General features: G+C 32.3%; 17 protein-coding genes and 2 riboswitches. Of the genes, 14 read left to right on the top strand and 3 right to left on the bottom strand.

Annotated features, from left to right (window positions below):
- Positions 1-168: 168 nt before the first annotated feature.
- The 4 genes from HMPREF3046_RS06190 (at position 169) to HMPREF3046_RS11000 (ending at position 2,404) form a co-directional block, all read left to right on the top strand.
- The gene (locus HMPREF3046_RS06190; RefSeq protein ID WP_070717594.1) at positions 169-1,392 is read left to right on the top strand and encodes a poly-gamma-glutamate hydrolase family protein; all 1,224 of its coding nucleotides are present in this window, start codon (positions 169-171) and stop codon (positions 1,390-1,392) included.
- A gap of 205 nt (positions 1,393-1,597) precedes the next feature.
- The gene (locus HMPREF3046_RS11515; RefSeq protein ID WP_371093790.1) at positions 1,598-1,867 is read left to right on the top strand and encodes a DUF1361 domain-containing protein; all 270 of its coding nucleotides are present in this window, start codon (positions 1,598-1,600) and stop codon (positions 1,865-1,867) included.
- A 95-nt stretch (positions 1,868-1,962) separates the two neighbouring features.
- Complete coding sequence (locus HMPREF3046_RS11510; RefSeq protein ID WP_002449454.1) at positions 1,963-2,142, top strand: hypothetical protein; 180 nt, start codon at positions 1,963-1,965, stop codon at positions 2,140-2,142.
- Between the two features lie 160 nt (positions 2,143-2,302).
- Positions 2,303-2,404, top strand: coding sequence for an SE2200 family small protein (locus HMPREF3046_RS11000; RefSeq protein ID WP_071859546.1), 102 nt, complete (start codon positions 2,303-2,305; stop codon positions 2,402-2,404).
- Positions 2,405-2,664: 260 nt separating this feature from the next.
- Here HMPREF3046_RS11000 and HMPREF3046_RS06180 read toward each other — a convergent pair whose 3' ends face one another.
- Positions 2,665-4,140: an alkaline phosphatase gene (locus HMPREF3046_RS06180; RefSeq protein WP_070717589.1), complete on the bottom strand. Its 1,476-nt coding sequence runs from the start codon at positions 4,138-4,140 to the stop codon at positions 2,665-2,667.
- Positions 4,141-4,348: 208 nt separating this feature from the next.
- Positions 4,349-4,450: riboswitch (SAM riboswitch) on the top strand.
- Positions 4,451-4,521: 71 nt separating this feature from the next.
- On the opposite strand from HMPREF3046_RS06180, the gene HMPREF3046_RS11335 reads away from it, so the two are divergent.
- The 7 genes from HMPREF3046_RS11335 to HMPREF3046_RS06155 all read left to right on the top strand — a co-directional run bounded on the left by HMPREF3046_RS11335 (position 4,522) and on the right by HMPREF3046_RS06155 (position 10,304).
- The gene (locus HMPREF3046_RS11335; RefSeq protein ID WP_176746075.1) at positions 4,522-4,695 is read left to right on the top strand and encodes a hypothetical protein; all 174 of its coding nucleotides are present in this window, start codon (positions 4,522-4,524) and stop codon (positions 4,693-4,695) included.
- Positions 4,696-4,862: 167 nt separating this feature from the next.
- Complete coding sequence (locus HMPREF3046_RS11330) at positions 4,863-5,030, top strand: hypothetical protein (protein WP_167805834.1); 168 nt, start codon at positions 4,863-4,865, stop codon at positions 5,028-5,030.
- Positions 5,031-5,042: 12 nt separating this feature from the next.
- Positions 5,043-5,708, top strand: a complete 666-nt coding sequence (locus tag HMPREF3046_RS06175; RefSeq protein WP_070717588.1) for a response regulator transcription factor — start codon at positions 5,043-5,045, stop codon at positions 5,706-5,708.
- 5 nt (positions 5,709-5,713) lie between these two features.
- The gene (locus HMPREF3046_RS06170) at positions 5,714-6,610 is read left to right on the top strand and encodes a sensor histidine kinase (protein WP_070717585.1); all 897 of its coding nucleotides are present in this window, start codon (positions 5,714-5,716) and stop codon (positions 6,608-6,610) included.
- Between the two features lie 131 nt (positions 6,611-6,741).
- Positions 6,742-7,491 (top strand): ABC transporter ATP-binding protein, encoded by a 750-nt coding sequence (locus HMPREF3046_RS06165; protein WP_002449305.1) that lies wholly within the window; start codon positions 6,742-6,744, stop codon positions 7,489-7,491.
- A gap of 1 nt (position 7,492) precedes the next feature.
- Positions 7,493-9,448 carry an FtsX-like permease family protein gene (locus HMPREF3046_RS06160; protein ID WP_070717581.1) on the top strand — a complete coding sequence of 652 codons (1,956 nt, stop codon included), beginning with the start codon at positions 7,493-7,495 and terminating at the stop codon, positions 9,446-9,448.
- Between the two features lie 91 nt (positions 9,449-9,539).
- Entirely contained in the window at positions 9,540-10,304 is a 765-nt protein-coding gene (locus tag HMPREF3046_RS06155) for a DUF4064 domain-containing protein (protein ID WP_070717579.1), read from the top strand.
- 95 nt (positions 10,305-10,399) lie between these two features.
- Here the strand turns inward: HMPREF3046_RS06155 and HMPREF3046_RS06150 are convergent, their stop codons facing one another.
- Together HMPREF3046_RS06150 and HMPREF3046_RS06145 are read right to left on the bottom strand one after the other, a co-directional pair.
- Positions 10,400-11,692, bottom strand: a complete 1,293-nt coding sequence (locus tag HMPREF3046_RS06150) for an LLM class flavin-dependent oxidoreductase (RefSeq protein ID WP_070717575.1) — start codon at positions 11,690-11,692, stop codon at positions 10,400-10,402.
- A 63-nt stretch (positions 11,693-11,755) separates the two neighbouring features.
- Positions 11,756-12,505 (bottom strand): 3-oxoacyl-ACP reductase, encoded by a 750-nt coding sequence (locus tag HMPREF3046_RS06145; protein ID WP_070717572.1) that lies wholly within the window; start codon positions 12,503-12,505, stop codon positions 11,756-11,758.
- 123 nt (positions 12,506-12,628) lie between these two features.
- Positions 12,629-12,730, bottom strand: a riboswitch (TPP riboswitch).
- A gap of 285 nt (positions 12,731-13,015) precedes the next feature.
- Between HMPREF3046_RS06145 and HMPREF3046_RS06140 the strand changes: the two genes are divergently transcribed.
- The 3 genes from HMPREF3046_RS06140 (at position 13,016) to HMPREF3046_RS06130 (ending at position 17,004) form a co-directional block, all read left to right on the top strand.
- Positions 13,016-14,608: a solute:sodium symporter family transporter gene (locus tag HMPREF3046_RS06140; RefSeq protein WP_070717567.1), complete on the top strand. Its 1,593-nt coding sequence runs from the start codon at positions 13,016-13,018 to the stop codon at positions 14,606-14,608.
- 90 nt (positions 14,609-14,698) lie between these two features.
- Positions 14,699-15,901 carry a 5,10-methylene-tetrahydrofolate dehydrogenase gene (locus HMPREF3046_RS06135; protein ID WP_070717564.1) on the top strand — a complete coding sequence of 401 codons (1,203 nt, stop codon included), beginning with the start codon at positions 14,699-14,701 and terminating at the stop codon, positions 15,899-15,901.
- Positions 15,898-17,004 carry a 5,10-methylene-tetrahydrofolate dehydrogenase gene (locus tag HMPREF3046_RS06130; protein ID WP_070717561.1) on the top strand — a complete coding sequence of 369 codons (1,107 nt, stop codon included), beginning with the start codon at positions 15,898-15,900 and terminating at the stop codon, positions 17,002-17,004. The genes HMPREF3046_RS06135 and HMPREF3046_RS06130 overlap by 4 nt, the downstream gene beginning before the upstream one ends.
- Positions 17,005-17,050: the final 46 nt, after the last annotated feature.

Here is a 17,050-nt window from a genome sequence, read left to right as displayed (position 1 = left end):
ATATCATTCCCACTAATTGGGGTCAGTCCAATATGACAGTTTAGCTTTTTTATTGTGTGGGATATTAATGAAATTTAAAAATTAATTAAAACAATTAAATATAAGATTGATTTTTTTGGAAATCTTAGTATTATTAAACTATATATTTGATAATACTAAGGGGAAACAATGAAAAATAAAAAAAACACATATTTATCTTATTCAACTAAAACGTTCTTGGGATTAGCAATGACGGCTGCAGGGATAGGCGCCTTTGGATTTGCACAAAACAATGCTTATGCAGCTGAAATACATCAAGTATTGAATTCTAGCACACAGAAAGAGAACATCACGAAAACAACGCACTCACAAGTTTCAACGACTAAAACTTCATTACCTAACACAAAACCAACTACTACATCAACACAAGTACCTAACACAAAACATACTACAAGTACTAAATCAGTAGCAGTGAAATCAGCTGCATCAACAAAACCGACAACAAAGAGCGTAACGTCAAAGTCTACTGCACCAATTAAAACAACAAAGTCAACGACAAAGAAAGTAACACCAAAATCAACTTTAACAACTAAAACGCCAGTAACTTCTAAGAATACGACCTTAAATAAGACTCAATCAACTATTGTTAAAAAAATAGATGCACCTAAAATATCAGTAACTAAAACACCATCTTCAACAACAACAAAACGACAAATAACACAAACATCAAAAGCACCTGTAATGGTAACACCACCAGTCTATAAATTAGGATCTGTGAAGCCAACAGACTATTATCGTTCGATGACAGATTTACTGAAGGATACGCAAGAAGGAAAAGATTGGACAAAAGAAAGCACGAATAGACACAGTAATGTCCTTATTTTTGCGCCTCATGGAGGTAATATTGAGAAGGGAACGACAGAATTAACAAAGGCCATTGCGAATAAAGGAAATTATGATTATTATGCATTTAATGGAACTAGAAATAAAAATAATTCACAATTACATGTAACATCTACTAATTATAATGATCTGGATTTAATTAATCGTAACTACAATAAAGATGTATCTATTTCTGTTCATGGTGCAGGACAATCTCAAGGGAAAAATACGGTGCTTATTGGGGGTAGAGATGAAAAATTAATTCAACTTATCTCAAAAGAGCTAAGTACGTTTAAATTTAATGTACAACGTAGTTTGGGACACTTAGCTGGAATAGACACAAATAATGTGGTGAATTATAATAAAAAAGGGCAAGGCGTGCAACTAGAATTAACACCAGATCTTCGAAAATCATTTTTCAGTAATGGTGATGATTCGTCAAAAGCACGTAAAAATGAAAAAAATTGGACATCAACAATGGATCGTTTTGCGACAGCCATAAATAATGCAATTCGAAAGTACATGATTTAATATAGAAGAGGTTAGAGTAAAGTAGAATGTTAAGATATCATGTGTTAGCATTCTTTTTTCCTAACCTTAATTTATTTATAGAAAGAAAGTAGTGTAGAATGTAACACCACGTTATATTGTAAGGATATATTTTTATATCGTTACTGATTTAATTGAATAGGCAGTATTTACATAGTTACTTAATAAGTGTTTCCTTTGCAATAAATTGTATAATCTTTATATTTATAACATTATACTTCTAATATATGACCTTAATCATTACGTAGTATTGTTTTTAAAGTTTCTAAATGGAATAGGAATATTTGTAGAACGTGTTTTGAGATTTCATACGATTTATTTATTTACACACTCGTTAACCATTACGTATCACGTTTTTGATGCCATCGATTTAAAAAGTGTTATTTTTATTATGCTTGTGGTATTATTACAAACCATTGTTATATTATTTGTGAAAGGAGTACGATCAATAAAATGATTCACATACTACTCCTCTTAGTCATGGTTATTATATTGCAAGCGTTGATTAGACATTTTCTTAATAAAATAGAGTTAGAGTCAAAGTATAAAAATATGATTACTTATGTACCATTAGGTTTAGGATTGTTTTTTGTTCAAAATGTATATTATGAACGTAAGTATCCACATTGGGAGGTACCACTTAAAGAAAAGCTGAATTTAAAATATATTTATCTTTTTACTTTCTTAGAGTTTGTTGCGATATATATTTGTTTATTTGTGATGAAAAATTAAATATGTTGTCAATACTTTCTCTGAATTGACATAAATATAACGCAATTCGTTCGATTGACTTTAAAAATAATACCAAATGAGTGTATAATAGATTTAGTCTAGACTTGTTTTTTGACAAAACAAATCTAATGTACGCTAAAAATTAAAAGGAGTGACAATAATGAAAAAACTTTTAGTTACAACTATTATTGGTTTTGTAGGCTATATTGCTTTCAAAAAATATCAAAGCAAAGTAAACGAAATGCCAAATATTGAATATTAATCATATAAACCGAGATATTTCTAAGATTGAAATATCTCGGTTTTTTGTCTTAATGTATTGATATACGCAACAACTAATTATAATTAAATCATTTACAGCTAAAAATATTACTAAGTAAAACAAAAAATTAAAGATAATTTAGAAATGAAATAGTGATGTAAAAAGCACTTTAGCAGTTCGTTACTTGCTAAAGTGCTTTTTCTGACCATAAAACAAGACGCTCTTTAATTATAGAGAACGTCTTATCTATGAGCTCAATACTATTGTTGATTTTGGTTAGACGTGACATCTTGACTAAAGAAGTCGAAGATGTTTTTCGCACTATCCGTGTTATCAATGTTACCACGGAACTTATCAGCACCTGGGCCATATGCGTAAGTATTTACGTCTTCACCAGTGTGACCATATGTTGTCCAACCAGTATGAGATGCATCGTTAATTGGTTTTTGAATTGCATCTTGTAATTGAGTTGTTGCTTCTGCAATTTTTGGATCATCTTCATTTTTAGCTTTATCTTTAACGTCTTTTAGTTCTTTCGCTGCATCTTTAACTTTCTCTAATTGTTTTTTAGGGAAGTCGACACCATAACCTTCATTGATCACTGTTTCAGGGTCTTTACCTTTAGCAATTTGTTCAGTCATGTAACTGCCAGAATGTTTCATTTTATGAATAGCGTCTGGATTCCATACATAATCTTTACCTTTAGCGATGGATAAACCGCCAGTTGAGTGGTCAGCAGTTGCGACAACTAATGTATCTTTATGATTTTTTGCATAGTCGATAGCGTTTTGGAATGCTTTATCGAAACCGCTCATTTCTGACATGACACCAGTGATATCATTAGGATGACCAGATTTATCAATTGAAGCGCCTTCTACCATTAAGAAGAATCCTTTATCATTTTTTTCTAATTTAGATAGTGCACTCTCTTCCATATCTGCTAATAATGGATTTTGTTGTGGTGCATCAATTTGTAACGGCATATTTTTCTCAGCAAATAAACCTAATACTTGGTCACTTTTTGAGTTAGCTAAGTCAGTCTTATTGGTTACATAGTCGTACCCATCTTTTTGAAATTTCTCAGTTAAATGACCATTTTCTTTACCGAAGTATTTAGAACCTCCACCTAAGAGAACGTCTACTTTATGTTGGCCATTAATTTTATCATTATAAAATTGTTGTGCAATCTCATCTTTTTTATCACGATCATCTACATGTGCCGCATACACGGCTGGAGTTGCATCAGTGATTTCTGCTGTTGTCACTAAACCAGTTGATTTACCTTGTTCTTTAGCATATTCTAATACTGACTTTAAAGGTTTTTTATCATTATCTACAGAGATTGAACCATTATATGTTTTATGACCTGTAGCGAAAGCTGTGCCACCTGCAGCTGAGTCAGTGACATTTTCTTTAGGATCGTTAGGATTAGTACGGTTAGTTCCTTTTAAATATGTATCAAAAGCAGTTTGATCTAATGCTTGGGTATTAGGATTATCTGCATAATAACGGTAAGCTGAATTATAAGAAGGACCCATACCATCTCCAACCATGAAAATCACATTTTTAGGATTTTTAGTGTTACCGATGGCCATGTAATTATCATCTTGACCTTGTTGATCTTGAGCACTTTGTCCAGCACCAGATGCGAATGACACATGTGTTGTACCTAATACTGAAGCAGCTAGAATTGAAGTTGCTACTGTGGTTTTTCCAAATTTATTGATGAAACTCATTATTAAAAAAGCCCCCTAATATGTAAAATATAGATTACTTACATCTTTATATTAAGAAACTTTATTTGATTTGAAGTAAGTATTTAGTAAACTTTAGTTTAAGGTATTGTAAAAAAATATTAATTTATCATATTCTATGTTTTGATAAATTAATTTAATATAAAGAATTGAAAATATATGTTATAATAGTATTAAATAAAATAGTTTGATCTTATTAAGAGTAAGTGGAGGGAATTGGCCCTATGAAACTTCAGCAACTGCGCTTTGCGTGAGGTGCTACATCCAACAGGATTTTCCTGAAAGATAAGAAGATGTCGACAAGCGCTTCTTATTTAAGGAGGGCTATTTTATTTACCCAAATTAAAAAAAGGTGGTAAACATATGACAACATTACAAGAACTATTTAAAGAATTAGATGATTGGAAACAGCACAGTCCTAAAAGTTGGGCAGGAAGTATGGGAAGAATAGCAAAAATCAATGATATCCAAAGACAAATTAAAGAAGCGATCACCATAGAAGATATTAGAAAGTATATTTTAAATAAAGAAGATTAAAAGTAAAAGAAGTATGGGAGTGAGACAGCGTATTCAAAATGAATTCGAATCTCGCTCCTTACTTTTTATGAAACAGTCAATCTCGAACATATTCAATTTAAAGAAAAAGCGTTAAAATAAAGTTAAAGAAATTATGTCATTAATAAATATATAGAGGTGAATCAATAATGATATTCGTAATGTTATCTCCTTTACTGATAATTGTATTTATCGCATTATCTATTATAGAAGAAAGAAAACGTAAGAAAAAAACTCAACATAAAGAAAATGAATTTGAGAAAGAAAAAAATAAAATGTCTAATCCTAATGACAATAATGATCATGACGCAAAATAAAGGATGAAAAAAATGAAAGTATTGATTGTCGAAGATGATGTCGTCATTGCAGAAAGTCTAGGAAATGAACTCTCACATTGGAACTATGAGGTGAATATTGCTAAGCAGTTTGATAATATTCTTGAAGAATTTAAAACTACAGAACCTGAACTTGTGTTGTTAGATATTAATTTACCTACATTTAATGGTTATCATTGGTGCCAGGAGATACGTAAAGTATCTAATGTCCCAATTATTTTCATTAGTTCGCGTACTGACAATATGGATCAAATTATGGCAATTCAAATGGGTGGAGATGACTTTATTGAAAAGCCATTTAATTTGTCACTTACTATAGCGAAAATTCAAGCATTGCTTCGTAGAACATATGATTTAACGGTTTCAAATAATGAGATGACTGTTAAAGGGTGTAAGCTCGTTGTTGATGAAGCCACACTATACTACAACAATGACTCTGTACAACTTTCGTTTACTGAACTACAAATTTTGAATAAATTATTTCAAAATGAAGGGAAGTATGTCAATCGTACAGCAATTATTGAAAAATGTTGGGAATCAGAGAATTTTATTGATGATAATACGTTAGCAGTAAATATGACACGCCTACGTAAAAAGCTGCAATCTATCGGTATTGTTGATTTCATTGAGACAAAGAAAAATGTAGGGTATAAGGTGTAAATAGTATGTTAAAAGCGTTTATAAAATCGATACGTCATCAAATTATGATAGTAGCTTTATTTTTATTACTTTTCTTGGTGATTTTCTTTCTTTTTAATTTACCTTTCAATGCCTTCTTTCTAGGTATGGCAATTATTCTTTTCATAATGATTATTTTTTGGTTGATTCAACTTAGTGGATTTCAAGAAGCAATGTCTTTAAAAGAAGAAGTTACTCACTTAGAAGATGAATTACAACGTGTAAAAAATGAACAAGCTGCATATCAAGTCAACGTTGAGAACTATTTTCTAACATGGGTGCATCAAATGAAGACACCTATTACCGCTTCAAAACTCCTTCTAGAAAGAAATGAAGATAATGTAGTAAATCGTGTGCGTCAAGAAATTATACAAATTGATAACTATACGAGTCTTGCACTCAGCTATTTAAAATTGATGAATCAAGAAACGGATATGTCCTTTTCAAAAGTGACCATTAACGATCTCGTTAAACCTCTTATTATGAAATATTCGATTCAATTCATCGATCAAAAAACAACTATTCATTACACACGTTGTGAAGATGAAGTACTGACTGATGTTCAATGGTGTACGATCATGATAGAACAAATTCTTAATAATGCTTTGAAATATGCACGAGGTAAAGATATTTGGGTTACGTTTAATAACGAAAATCATGTGCTATCTATACGAGATAACGGTGTAGGAATTAGTAAAGCCGATCTTCCCAAAATTTTCGATAAAGGGTACTCAGGCTATAACGGAAGACTTCATCAACATTCAAGTGGCATTGGATTATTTATTGTTAAACATATATCGGCACATTTACATCATAAAGTAGAAGTGTCTTCAACGCTCAATGAAGGAACTACATTTGACATACATTTCCCAGAAAATAATTAAACTTTCAATAATGTAAGGACAACTAGTAACATTTTTAAGAAATGATTAATGTTACTGGTTTCTTTTTGTTTTATGATAGAAGTAAGTGATAAATTAAAGAGTTCAATGAAAAGAAAGGAAGCATGGATATCATGTTGTTAGACGTGAATAATGTAAAAAAAATATTTGGAAGAGGCCTGAATGCTACTACCGCATTAAATGGGATTTCATTTAATGTGGATAGGGGTGAGTTTGTAGCGATTATGGGTGAATCTGGATCTGGGAAGTCCACTTTACTTAATTTAATTGCAACTTATGATAAAGCTACTGAAGGTACGATAACGATTGACGCGCAAAATATCCGTCAATTACGTAATAAAGAAATCGCTTATTTCCGTCGAGACCATTTAGGTTTTGTTTTTCAGGATTTTAATATTTTACCGACGATGACAAATAAAGATAATATTTTAATGCCACTTGTACTTGCGAATCGCTCACATCAAACGATGCGTCATCGTCTTTATCGCTTAAGTTATCAGTTACATATTGAACCACTTCTTAATAAATATCCTTTTGAAATATCAGGAGGCGAACAACAACGCGTGGCTATCTGTCGAGCACTGATTAATGAACCAGATTTGTTACTCGCAGATGAGCCTACAGGTGCACTTGATTCTAAAACGTCTAAAACGATTATGGAACTATTTAGAGACATTAATAAAAATGAGCAAACCATTTTAATGGTGACACATTCGGCTGTGGATGCTTCCTATGCCAAACGTATTTTATTCATTAAAGATGGCCGTTTATATCATGAAATTTATCGTGGGGAGGAACTACAATCAGAGTTTCAAAAACGTATTGCTGATAGTTTAGCAATGCTTCACGAAAGTGGTGATTAAAATGACTTTTCGCTTGGTTTGGACGTTAGTCATTCAGAATTTTAAGACACAGCGTCATATTATAATTCCATTTATTTTAGTAATCAGTACATTATTTGGGATTGAATTTATTTTATTATCCTTAAACATGAATACTTCGATTCATAAGCATAGTGATGTTATTCCAGTTTTTATTAGTATAGGAAATTTTTTTATGTGTCTATTTGGACTCCTTTTTATTCTTTATGCTAATCGTTTTATTATGCGACGTCGTCAAAAAGAGCTGGCCATGAATATGATTTTGGGTATGGAAAAAAAGCATTTTAGGTTAATGCTGTTTATAGAAGGAATGTATCAATATATTATCATTGGGTGTCTGAGTATTATAGGTGGTTACTTATTTGGTGCATTAACTTATATGTCGTTAAATAGAATATTAGGTTATACGCATGTATCTTTAAAAAAATATCCATTTGATATAAGTGCAATGAGATACACCTTGTTGATGTTAGCAATAATGATGCTATTTTTATTTATTGTCAACAATATAAAAATCACATTTCAAAGTCCTATTAAGTTAATACAACAACAACATCCAACGGAAAAACAATGGTCCAAACCTTTACTCTATATCTTATTGATTGTTGGGATCATAACTGTTGTTGACAGTTATATGATTGCCTTAAAAGATACACTCATTTTGGTTTCACTACGTAATATTTTTATTGCCCTTATTTTAGTGACAATAGGAACATATTGCTTATTTATATCATTGAGTGTCTTAGTGATAGATTGGCTTCAAAAGATTCCAAGTATTTATTATCGACCTAAATATTTTTTTACTATTTCTGGATTACGTTCAAGAATGAATTCTAATTCTATTGGTTTGGCTAGTTTAACCATGCTATGTACTTTTCTTATTGTGACTCTAGGAATGAGCGTCGCTACATATCGTAGTGTAGACCAACGTGCGAATCATTTAATGTCAACACAATATCGTATTGAATTGAGTGGAGATGTGCATCATAGTACTACGAGCAAACATAAAGTACGTCAGCTAGAAAATGAGATTAAGAGACATGCTGATGTTGATGCTTTCAGGGAATATACAAGTGGAAGTGTTGCAGTCACTTATAAGAAGGGTTCATTTGTAAAGCGAGATAATGAAAACAGTCCATTGGATTTAAATAGTATATATTTAATTGTAATGAATCAGAAAGATTACAATACAATCAATCATACGCACCTGAGACTTAAACATAATGAAATGGGAATATTAGCGAATCATTTCATGTTTCAAAAATTAGACCATATCAAATTAATGAATCAAACATTTAAAACAAATCAGTTAAAAGGAGATCATTTTTCATTTCCAGTTCCAGGTGGAGTCACACTTGTTACTCATAATGTAAATCAACAACGTCAATTGATTCATTATTATCAAACAACAGCAAATATTAACTCATACATTGCTTTTAATCTTAAAACAAAAGATACACAGTCCATAGATCATATTAAGTCTAAATTGATGAAACAATATGATATTCAAATTGATAATAAAGATGAATTAAATAAGGATATGTTTGATATTTATGGTGGTCTCATTTTTGTTGGAACTATTGTTTCTTTAGTCTTAATGATTGGTACATTTACGATGATGTATTACAAAAATATTGCTGAGGGATATGAAGATCGGAAAAACTATCGAATTATGCGTCAAGTAGGTTTAGAAGAAGAACGGATTAGATCTGTTATTAATGACCAAGTAGTTATTATTTTTACTTTACCTATTATAGTATCTATGATACATGTACTATGTGCTTCTAAAATGATTTATACTTTGCTTGGTATTTTAGATGTTAATGATATAAAATTATTCTTAACAACTTATATCGGTGTCTTAGTGTTTGTAATGATAATCTATGCTTTGATGTATGTAATGACGTCTCGTGTATATTATCGTCTCATTCATCGTTGATATATTAGTAAAAAGAAATCCTCATTCTTATATATAAATGAGTGTAAGACTTTAGGCAGTAGGGTATAAGGATAAAAAAGGAGGCGGAATAATGGCGAAACAATATGATGATGCAACAAATAGAAATGGTAACAATAACATTAAACGTACAGGGGAACACGTCCTTACTTGGATAGGTGTCGCAATTCAAGCATTAGTTGCAATTATGTTTTTAATGATTAAACCATTTATTGGTAATGCTGATTTTAAAGAACAAATTATTAATGAAACACAAAAGCAAGGCAATGAGGTTTCTATAACAGAAATAAATAATGGTATGGATGCATTAGGCGGTTTATTTAATTTCTTTACATGGGGCGCGTTCATCCCATTAATTCTTGCAATTATTGGCGGTATTTTAATTAATAAAAAGCCTAAACTTGCAGGTATCTTATTAATTATTGCAGGTATTTTAGCGATTGCTACAAACTGGATCAGTTTAATTTTATGGTTAATTGCAGGTATTATGTTACTTGTTCGTAAACCTAAGCATGATATGTATGGCAATGCTGATTATAATGATCATTACAAAAGAGATCATCATGATGTAAATGCAAATAATAATGCATTCATTTTGAATGAAGAAGAAGAAAGACAACAACAACGTTATATTAAAGATCATTATTCAAATAAAGATCAAGCAGTGGACAATAATAATGAAAAAGAGCACGATACACACGTAAATGATTCAAATGATGACGACTATCGTGATCAACGTTATTCAAATCATAAAACGAATCAACAAAGTAATGATTTTATTCAAGATGAAGCAAGAAAGCTTCAAGAAGAAAAAGATAACGATCCATACAAATATTAATAATATGATATATATAAGCGATGGTATTCCTAAGTTAATACCATCGCTTTTTACGTTAATTTCTACTATATGGTTTGGATAAAATATATTAGACATTAAATTAAATCTAAGTGTTCTCTTAGTGTAGAACCTTTATACTGATGTCGATATAAGCCACGACGTTGTAATTCAGGTACAATGAGTGTAACTACGTCGTTTAAACTATCTGGTAAAGAAGGTGGCATTAAGTTAAATCCATCTGCAACACCTTCATTAAACCAGCGTTCCATTTCATCTACAATTTCTTTTGGCGTACCTATGAGTGTCAGATGTCCACCACCCGCATTAAGGTAACTTAGCAATTCTCTGACAGTAGGTTGCTTATCTTGAATAATTTCTAAGATGGTTTCATATCGACCAACGGGACCGTTAAACTCTTCTAAAGAAGGTAGTTTAGGCACAGGAGCATCTAATTCCCACTGACTACAGTCTTGTTGAATGAAAAAACTGAGTTGCTTTAAAGCGGCTTTGATAGGAAGTCGTTGATCAAGTTCTGCTTTCTTTTTCAATGCTTCTTCATGTGTATGACCTACATAAGTGACTAGTCCAGGAAAGACTTTAATAGAACGCTGATGGCCACGTTGTGCCATTTCACTATCTAAGCGCTCGCGATACCGTTTTGCTTGCTTCATATTCCAAGAAACAGAATATACTGCATCTGCATATTTTGTAGCTAATGCAATACCTTGTTTAGATGCACCTGCTTGCATGGCCACAGGTTTTCCCTGAATGCTACTTGGCGTTGTCAATGGTCCATGAACTTGAAAATATTTACCATTGTAGTGAAGCGGGTTGATATTGCGATTGATCATTGTATGATGATGCCGGTTGGGTTTGAAATCTTCAGTATGCCAAGAATCAAACAATCCGTTCATGACTTGAGCAAACTCTTCAGCCTTCTTATAGCGTTCATCATGATTAGGTAGATGGTCCATGCTGTGATTTTGAGCTTCGACATCTGTCATGGAAGTGACTAAATTCCATCCCACTCGTCCACCACTAATATGATCTAAACTAAGTAACTGACGTGCTGCAGTGAATGGATTAGAAAATGTACTTGAAATCGTAGGAACTAATCCAACATGTTGTGTGACTTGAGATATAGCAGTTAGGTTAATCAGTGGATCAAACCAAAAACTTGGCATCGAAGTATAGCTAGGGATAAAAGACTGATTATCTGCGAAAAAAACTACGTCTAACAATCCTTTTTCAGATAACTGAGCTAATTCTTGATAGTATTGAATATCACCGATACGTTCAATACTTGAATTGGGAAGTTGCCAAGCAGCTTGATGATGACCACACCCATAGATCAATACACCGAGATGAAGTTGATGTTGATGAGTCAATTTAATTTCTCACTCCAATGTTCATTTTATTTCTATTCTAAGATAAGGAAGACCAGTCCTATATTAATTCATGGTTAAACCACCATCGACAGTAATATTTTGACCAGTCATACCATTTGCTGCTTCGCTACTTAAATAAGCAACCATATTAGCAACATCTTGTGGGGTAGTCACTTTACGTAATGGAGTCGTCTGTGCAATTAAATCAAAAACGTCTGGTGTAGTGACAGCACTAGCATCAGTTGTTTTAAGCAACCCTCCTGACACTACATTAGCAGTAATACCATATTGCCCTAATTCGGCTGCAACATTACGCGTGAATCCAATCAACCCAGCTTTAGCTGTTGTGTATTCATGATATGGTACAACGGGATGTTGATATAAATTTGTGCCAATGCTTACAATGGCACCAGAACCACGCTCTATAAATTGTGGAATGACACTTTGAGTAACATTAAAAGCGCCTTTTAGGGTACCATCAATTTGTTGTTGGTAGTCTTCCCATGTTAAATCTTTAAAGGGCTTTTGAGCATTAGGATCGAATTTAAAATTAACTAATGCGTTATTGACAACAACGTCAATTTTTCCAAAATGATGTGTTGCCTCATTCACTAAACGATCAACTTCATCACGTTGTGTTACATCTGCTTGAATTGCGATAGCTTTGTCACCGAGCTCCTCTGCAAGTGCCTCAGCCGCTTCACGACTTTGGTTGTAATTAATGATGACTTCAAATCCTTGTGTAGCTAATGTTTTTGCAATGACCGCACCTAAACCACGGCTACTTCCAGTTACTAATACTGTTCTCGTCATAAATATCGTGCCTCCATTTACTTCATTTACAGTAAAAAAATATGCAACCTTCACATTAGGAAAGTTGCATTAAAATAGATCTATCATTATTGAGAACAGTTTGACACATCTCAACAGGTCATCTTATTTTATAAGACACTTTCCTACGCTAGTATAAGCTAGTTCAGGTTCAAAGGGTTTGAGGTTACACCTCATCTCAGTTTTAAAACACCCCTAGTGCATATGATTTAACTATAGTTTCACTTTATGACTTCTATTATCAGAAGTCAAGCGCTCCCATTAAAGATTATATTGATTGCTTTTTTATTTGAATATAAAAATAAAAATTTATATAATTTATTTTTATAATAATTTTCAATTATATGATTGAAAATCAGATATACCGTATTTAAAATAGAAGTTACCCTAAATAGGTGCTTTATAGGATAAGTAATAAACAGTTTAACGTTGAATGAAGATTTAACGTTTTTATTTTTTATAAATAAAATATTGAGGAGAGCGACACTTATTATGAATTGGCTAGCAATTATTTTATTTTTAGCCGTTGTTATGGGGGTCAGTCTTTATGCGTTTTGGCGTTCAAGAAAAATAAAGACTGATAGTGCAGATGGCTATTTTATGGGAGGCAATAGTTTAACAGGATTTACGATTGCCTCAACGATTATTATGACTAATCTATCTACAGAACAAATTGTAGGACAGAATGGTCAAAGTTATGGTAAGGGTATGGAAGTGATGGCTTGGGAAGTCACAGCTGCTGTAGCAGTTGTCTTACTTGCATGGATATTCTTACCAAAATATTTAAGGTACGGTGTGGATACCATTTCTGAATTGCTTGAAATGCGTTATGGTACCTTTACTAAACGTTTCGTTTCTATATTATTTATTTTCACTTATGTTGTATCATTTTTACCAGTTGTCTTATATTCTGGTTCATTAGTATTTAATAAAATGTTTAATATTGGAAAATACTTAGGAGTAAGTGATGCAACAGCAACGATTATTATTGCGTTTGTCATTGGTGCAGTAGGCGTTATCTATTTATTCATCGGTGGTTTGTCACTGAGTGCATTTAGTGATTCAATCTATGGTGTCGGATTAATTATAGGTGGTTTGATTATTACAATTTTAGGTTTACATCATTTAGGTGATGGGAATTTTGTAAAAGGGTTCGACCACATGGTCCAACGTACGCCTGAAAAACTAAACGCTTTTGGAGCCATTGATTCAGATGTTGTTCCATGGCCAACATTATTCTTTGGTATGTTCTTTAATAATTTATTCTTTTGGTGTGCGAACCAAATGATTGTGCAAAAAGCATTAGCTGGTAAGAATTTAAAAGAAGCACAAAAAGGTGCGATATATTTAAGTTTATTTAAAGTATTTGGTCCTATTTTTACAGTAATTCCAGGTATCATTGCATATAATTATTTCAATGGGGGTATAACATCTAATGATAATGCTTATCCCGCATTGATTCAGGCGATTTTACCTGATTGGGGTTATGGTCTGTTCGGAGCAGTTATTTTTGGAGCCATATTAAGTTCATTCGTAGGATCATTAAACAGTACAACAACACTCTTTACTTTAGACTTTTATAAACCTATTTTTGGTAAGCGTGCTTCGGATCAACATATTGCACGTGTCGGGCATATCGCGACAGTTGTGATTGGCATCATTGTAGTAGGTATATCTCCACTTATTGCACTTTTCCCAAGTGGATTATATGCGATTGTACAACAGTTCAATGGTGTGTATAGTATGCCGGTACTTGCATTGGTCTTAGTTGCATTTTATTCTAAGCATACATCTAAATTAGGCGCTAAAGTTGCTTTAGTTACACACATTGTGTTATATGCTGCAATTAGTTTTATGGTGCCACAATTAAATTATCTATATACTTTTAGTTTTATGTTCTTTATTGATTTAGCTATTATACTTGTCTTTAATAAATTTAAACCTTCCAATACGTTTGACTTAAATACTAATAAAGCTAAAGTAGATCTTACACCTTGGAAATATCGTTATGTTACAGGCGGTATTGTTCTAGGTTTAGTGGTACTTGCTTACATTATCTTTTCACCACTTGTACTTGCTAAATAATCATATATAAATAGGTGTACGTTTGAAAAGAGTAGACTTTTTCGACGTACACCTTGCTCTTTATATTGATAAAGAAAGGAGGATAACACAATGCACAAAATCGGTTTGATACCTTCACCTGGTGTGTCTCATAAACATGTAGAATCTGTTATTCCAGATATAAAAGAACAGCTGAATCAACGTGTGAATGATCAACAAGAATGGGTATTTCAACTCCACGTTGATTTAATGATTGGCTCAGCTGAAGATGTACATGAAAGTATTGATAAAGCGGCAAAGATGAAAGAGAAACATGATTGGGATTTTGTTGTATGTATTACAGATTTACCAAGTATTTCTGGAAATAAAGTAGTGATTAGTGATTTTAATAATGATAAACAAGTAGCGATGCTATCTTTACCTTCATTAGGTTGGATAGACTTACGACGAAAATTAAGAAATAGTTTAACTTCTATTATTGAACAATTGTATTATTCAACTTCAAGAGTGGCTCCCAAAATTCATCCTCTTATACATCCTAAAGCAGTAGAACCCAATGAAGATGAAACGCCCAAACAACGTTATATTCATCGATGGTTTATTCTCAGTTGGATTCAACTGATTTTAGGACTCACACGTGCAAATGAACCATGGAAAAATATTTTTAATTTCAAAAAGATTATTTCAGTTGCTTTTGCAACTGGGACTTATGTATCGATTTTCTCCATGCCTTGGGAACTGAGTATACAGTACTCCATAATAAGATTTATTATACTTATGCTTATTGCTATCCTAGGTATGACAGGCTGGTTACTCTATGCACATCAATTAATTGAACGTAAAACAGCTAAATCACAGCGTGTGTATCGCTATATTTATAATTTCACTACCATATTTACATTATTTATTATTACATTTTTAAATTATATTATTTTATATCTTTTATTAGCGGTAAGTGTATCATTGTTTGTTCCACCAAGTTTATTTAATCAATGGACCAGCGCACATCCTCATTTTACATTTATAAATTATGTAAAATTAGTATGGTTTGTATCTTCACTAGGTTTACTTGCTGGGGCAATGGGGTCTACCGTCGAGAATGAAGAAAAAATCCGTCAGATTACTTATTCGTATCGACAATATCATCGTTATAAAGAAGCAGAACAAGAGAAGAAAGAAAAAGAACAAGCTCAATCATCTTCTCATGATGCATCAAATCAACAAGTTAAAGAAAGTGCATCCAATAAACAAAATAATGATAACCACCAAGATGAACATAAAAAACAAGATCATAGAGAGGAGGAGACAACATGAGTGGAGAAAAAGTAATTGGTCTCGTTGTGGCGCCAGGAGTGACAGAGAAATTAGCACAAAGTTTAATTAATGACATCCCCAATATATTATCAGAACAGGATAATCATCAACGTGACTGGAAAGTTGATCTCGTGGTGGATCCTCTTACTGGTTTTGCGGAAAGTGTGGAGGAAATATTCAAAAAAATTCAAGATTATCATAATAAAAGAGAATGGGATTATGTTGTAGGAATTACAGACTTACCTATGTTCTATCATCAAAACGTACTTGCTTTAGATATTAATAAAGAAAATGGCGCTGCAATATTCTCATATCCTGCTTTTGGATGGCGTCCTGTAAAGAATCGTTTTAAACATGCTATCGTAACCATTATTAATGAACTTCATTATTCTGAAAGAGAGCATGTGGGTTATGATGACAATAATAGGGTTAAGAAAGAAATCAATAAACAATTTCCTTTTTCACGTATTGAGAAAACAGAAGTACATTTAAAAGAAACAGGAAACAATCATTTAAGATATTTATCAAATTCACGTAGTCTTGGAATGATACGACTTGTCAGTGGAATGACCTTTGCGAATAACCCACTGAATATGATGGCAAGTTTAAGTAATATTGTAGCGATTGCTTTTACGACAGGTGCATTCGGATTGATTTTTTCAACCATGTGGAATATGGGGCTTGATTTTTCTGTATGGCGATTATTTGGAATTTCCATCATGGCAATTTTAGGTATGCTCGTTTGGATCATGGTATCCCATGGTCTATGGGAATCTACAAAAAAAGCTAAGCATAAAAGAATTGTAATGTTATATAATTTAACAACCATCATGACTTTATTGATAGCCATTGTTATATATTATATGATTTTATATTTATTATTCTTAATTGCAGAGCTTGTTTTATTACCTCCAGGATTCTTAGGACAACAAGTAGGTTTAAAAGGACCAGCCAGTGTCCAACTTTATTTAAGTATTCCTTGGTTTGCAACCTCAATATCTACTGTTGCAGGAGCAATAGGCGCAGGATTGCTTAATGATCAATTAATTAAAGAAAGCACATATGGTTACCGTCAAAAAGTACGTTATGAAAAGAATAACTAGTTAGTAATAATGAAGTGAGAAACACTTCATTATTATTTTTACATAC

Origin of the sequence: Staphylococcus sp. HMSC070D05 (genome assembly GCF_001815595.1) — a bacterium.
GTDB lineage: Bacteria > Bacillota > Bacilli > Staphylococcales > Staphylococcaceae > Staphylococcus > Staphylococcus hominis.
Note: the sequence above shows the minus strand (reverse complement) of the source record. Positions and strands in the feature narration are given on the sequence as shown.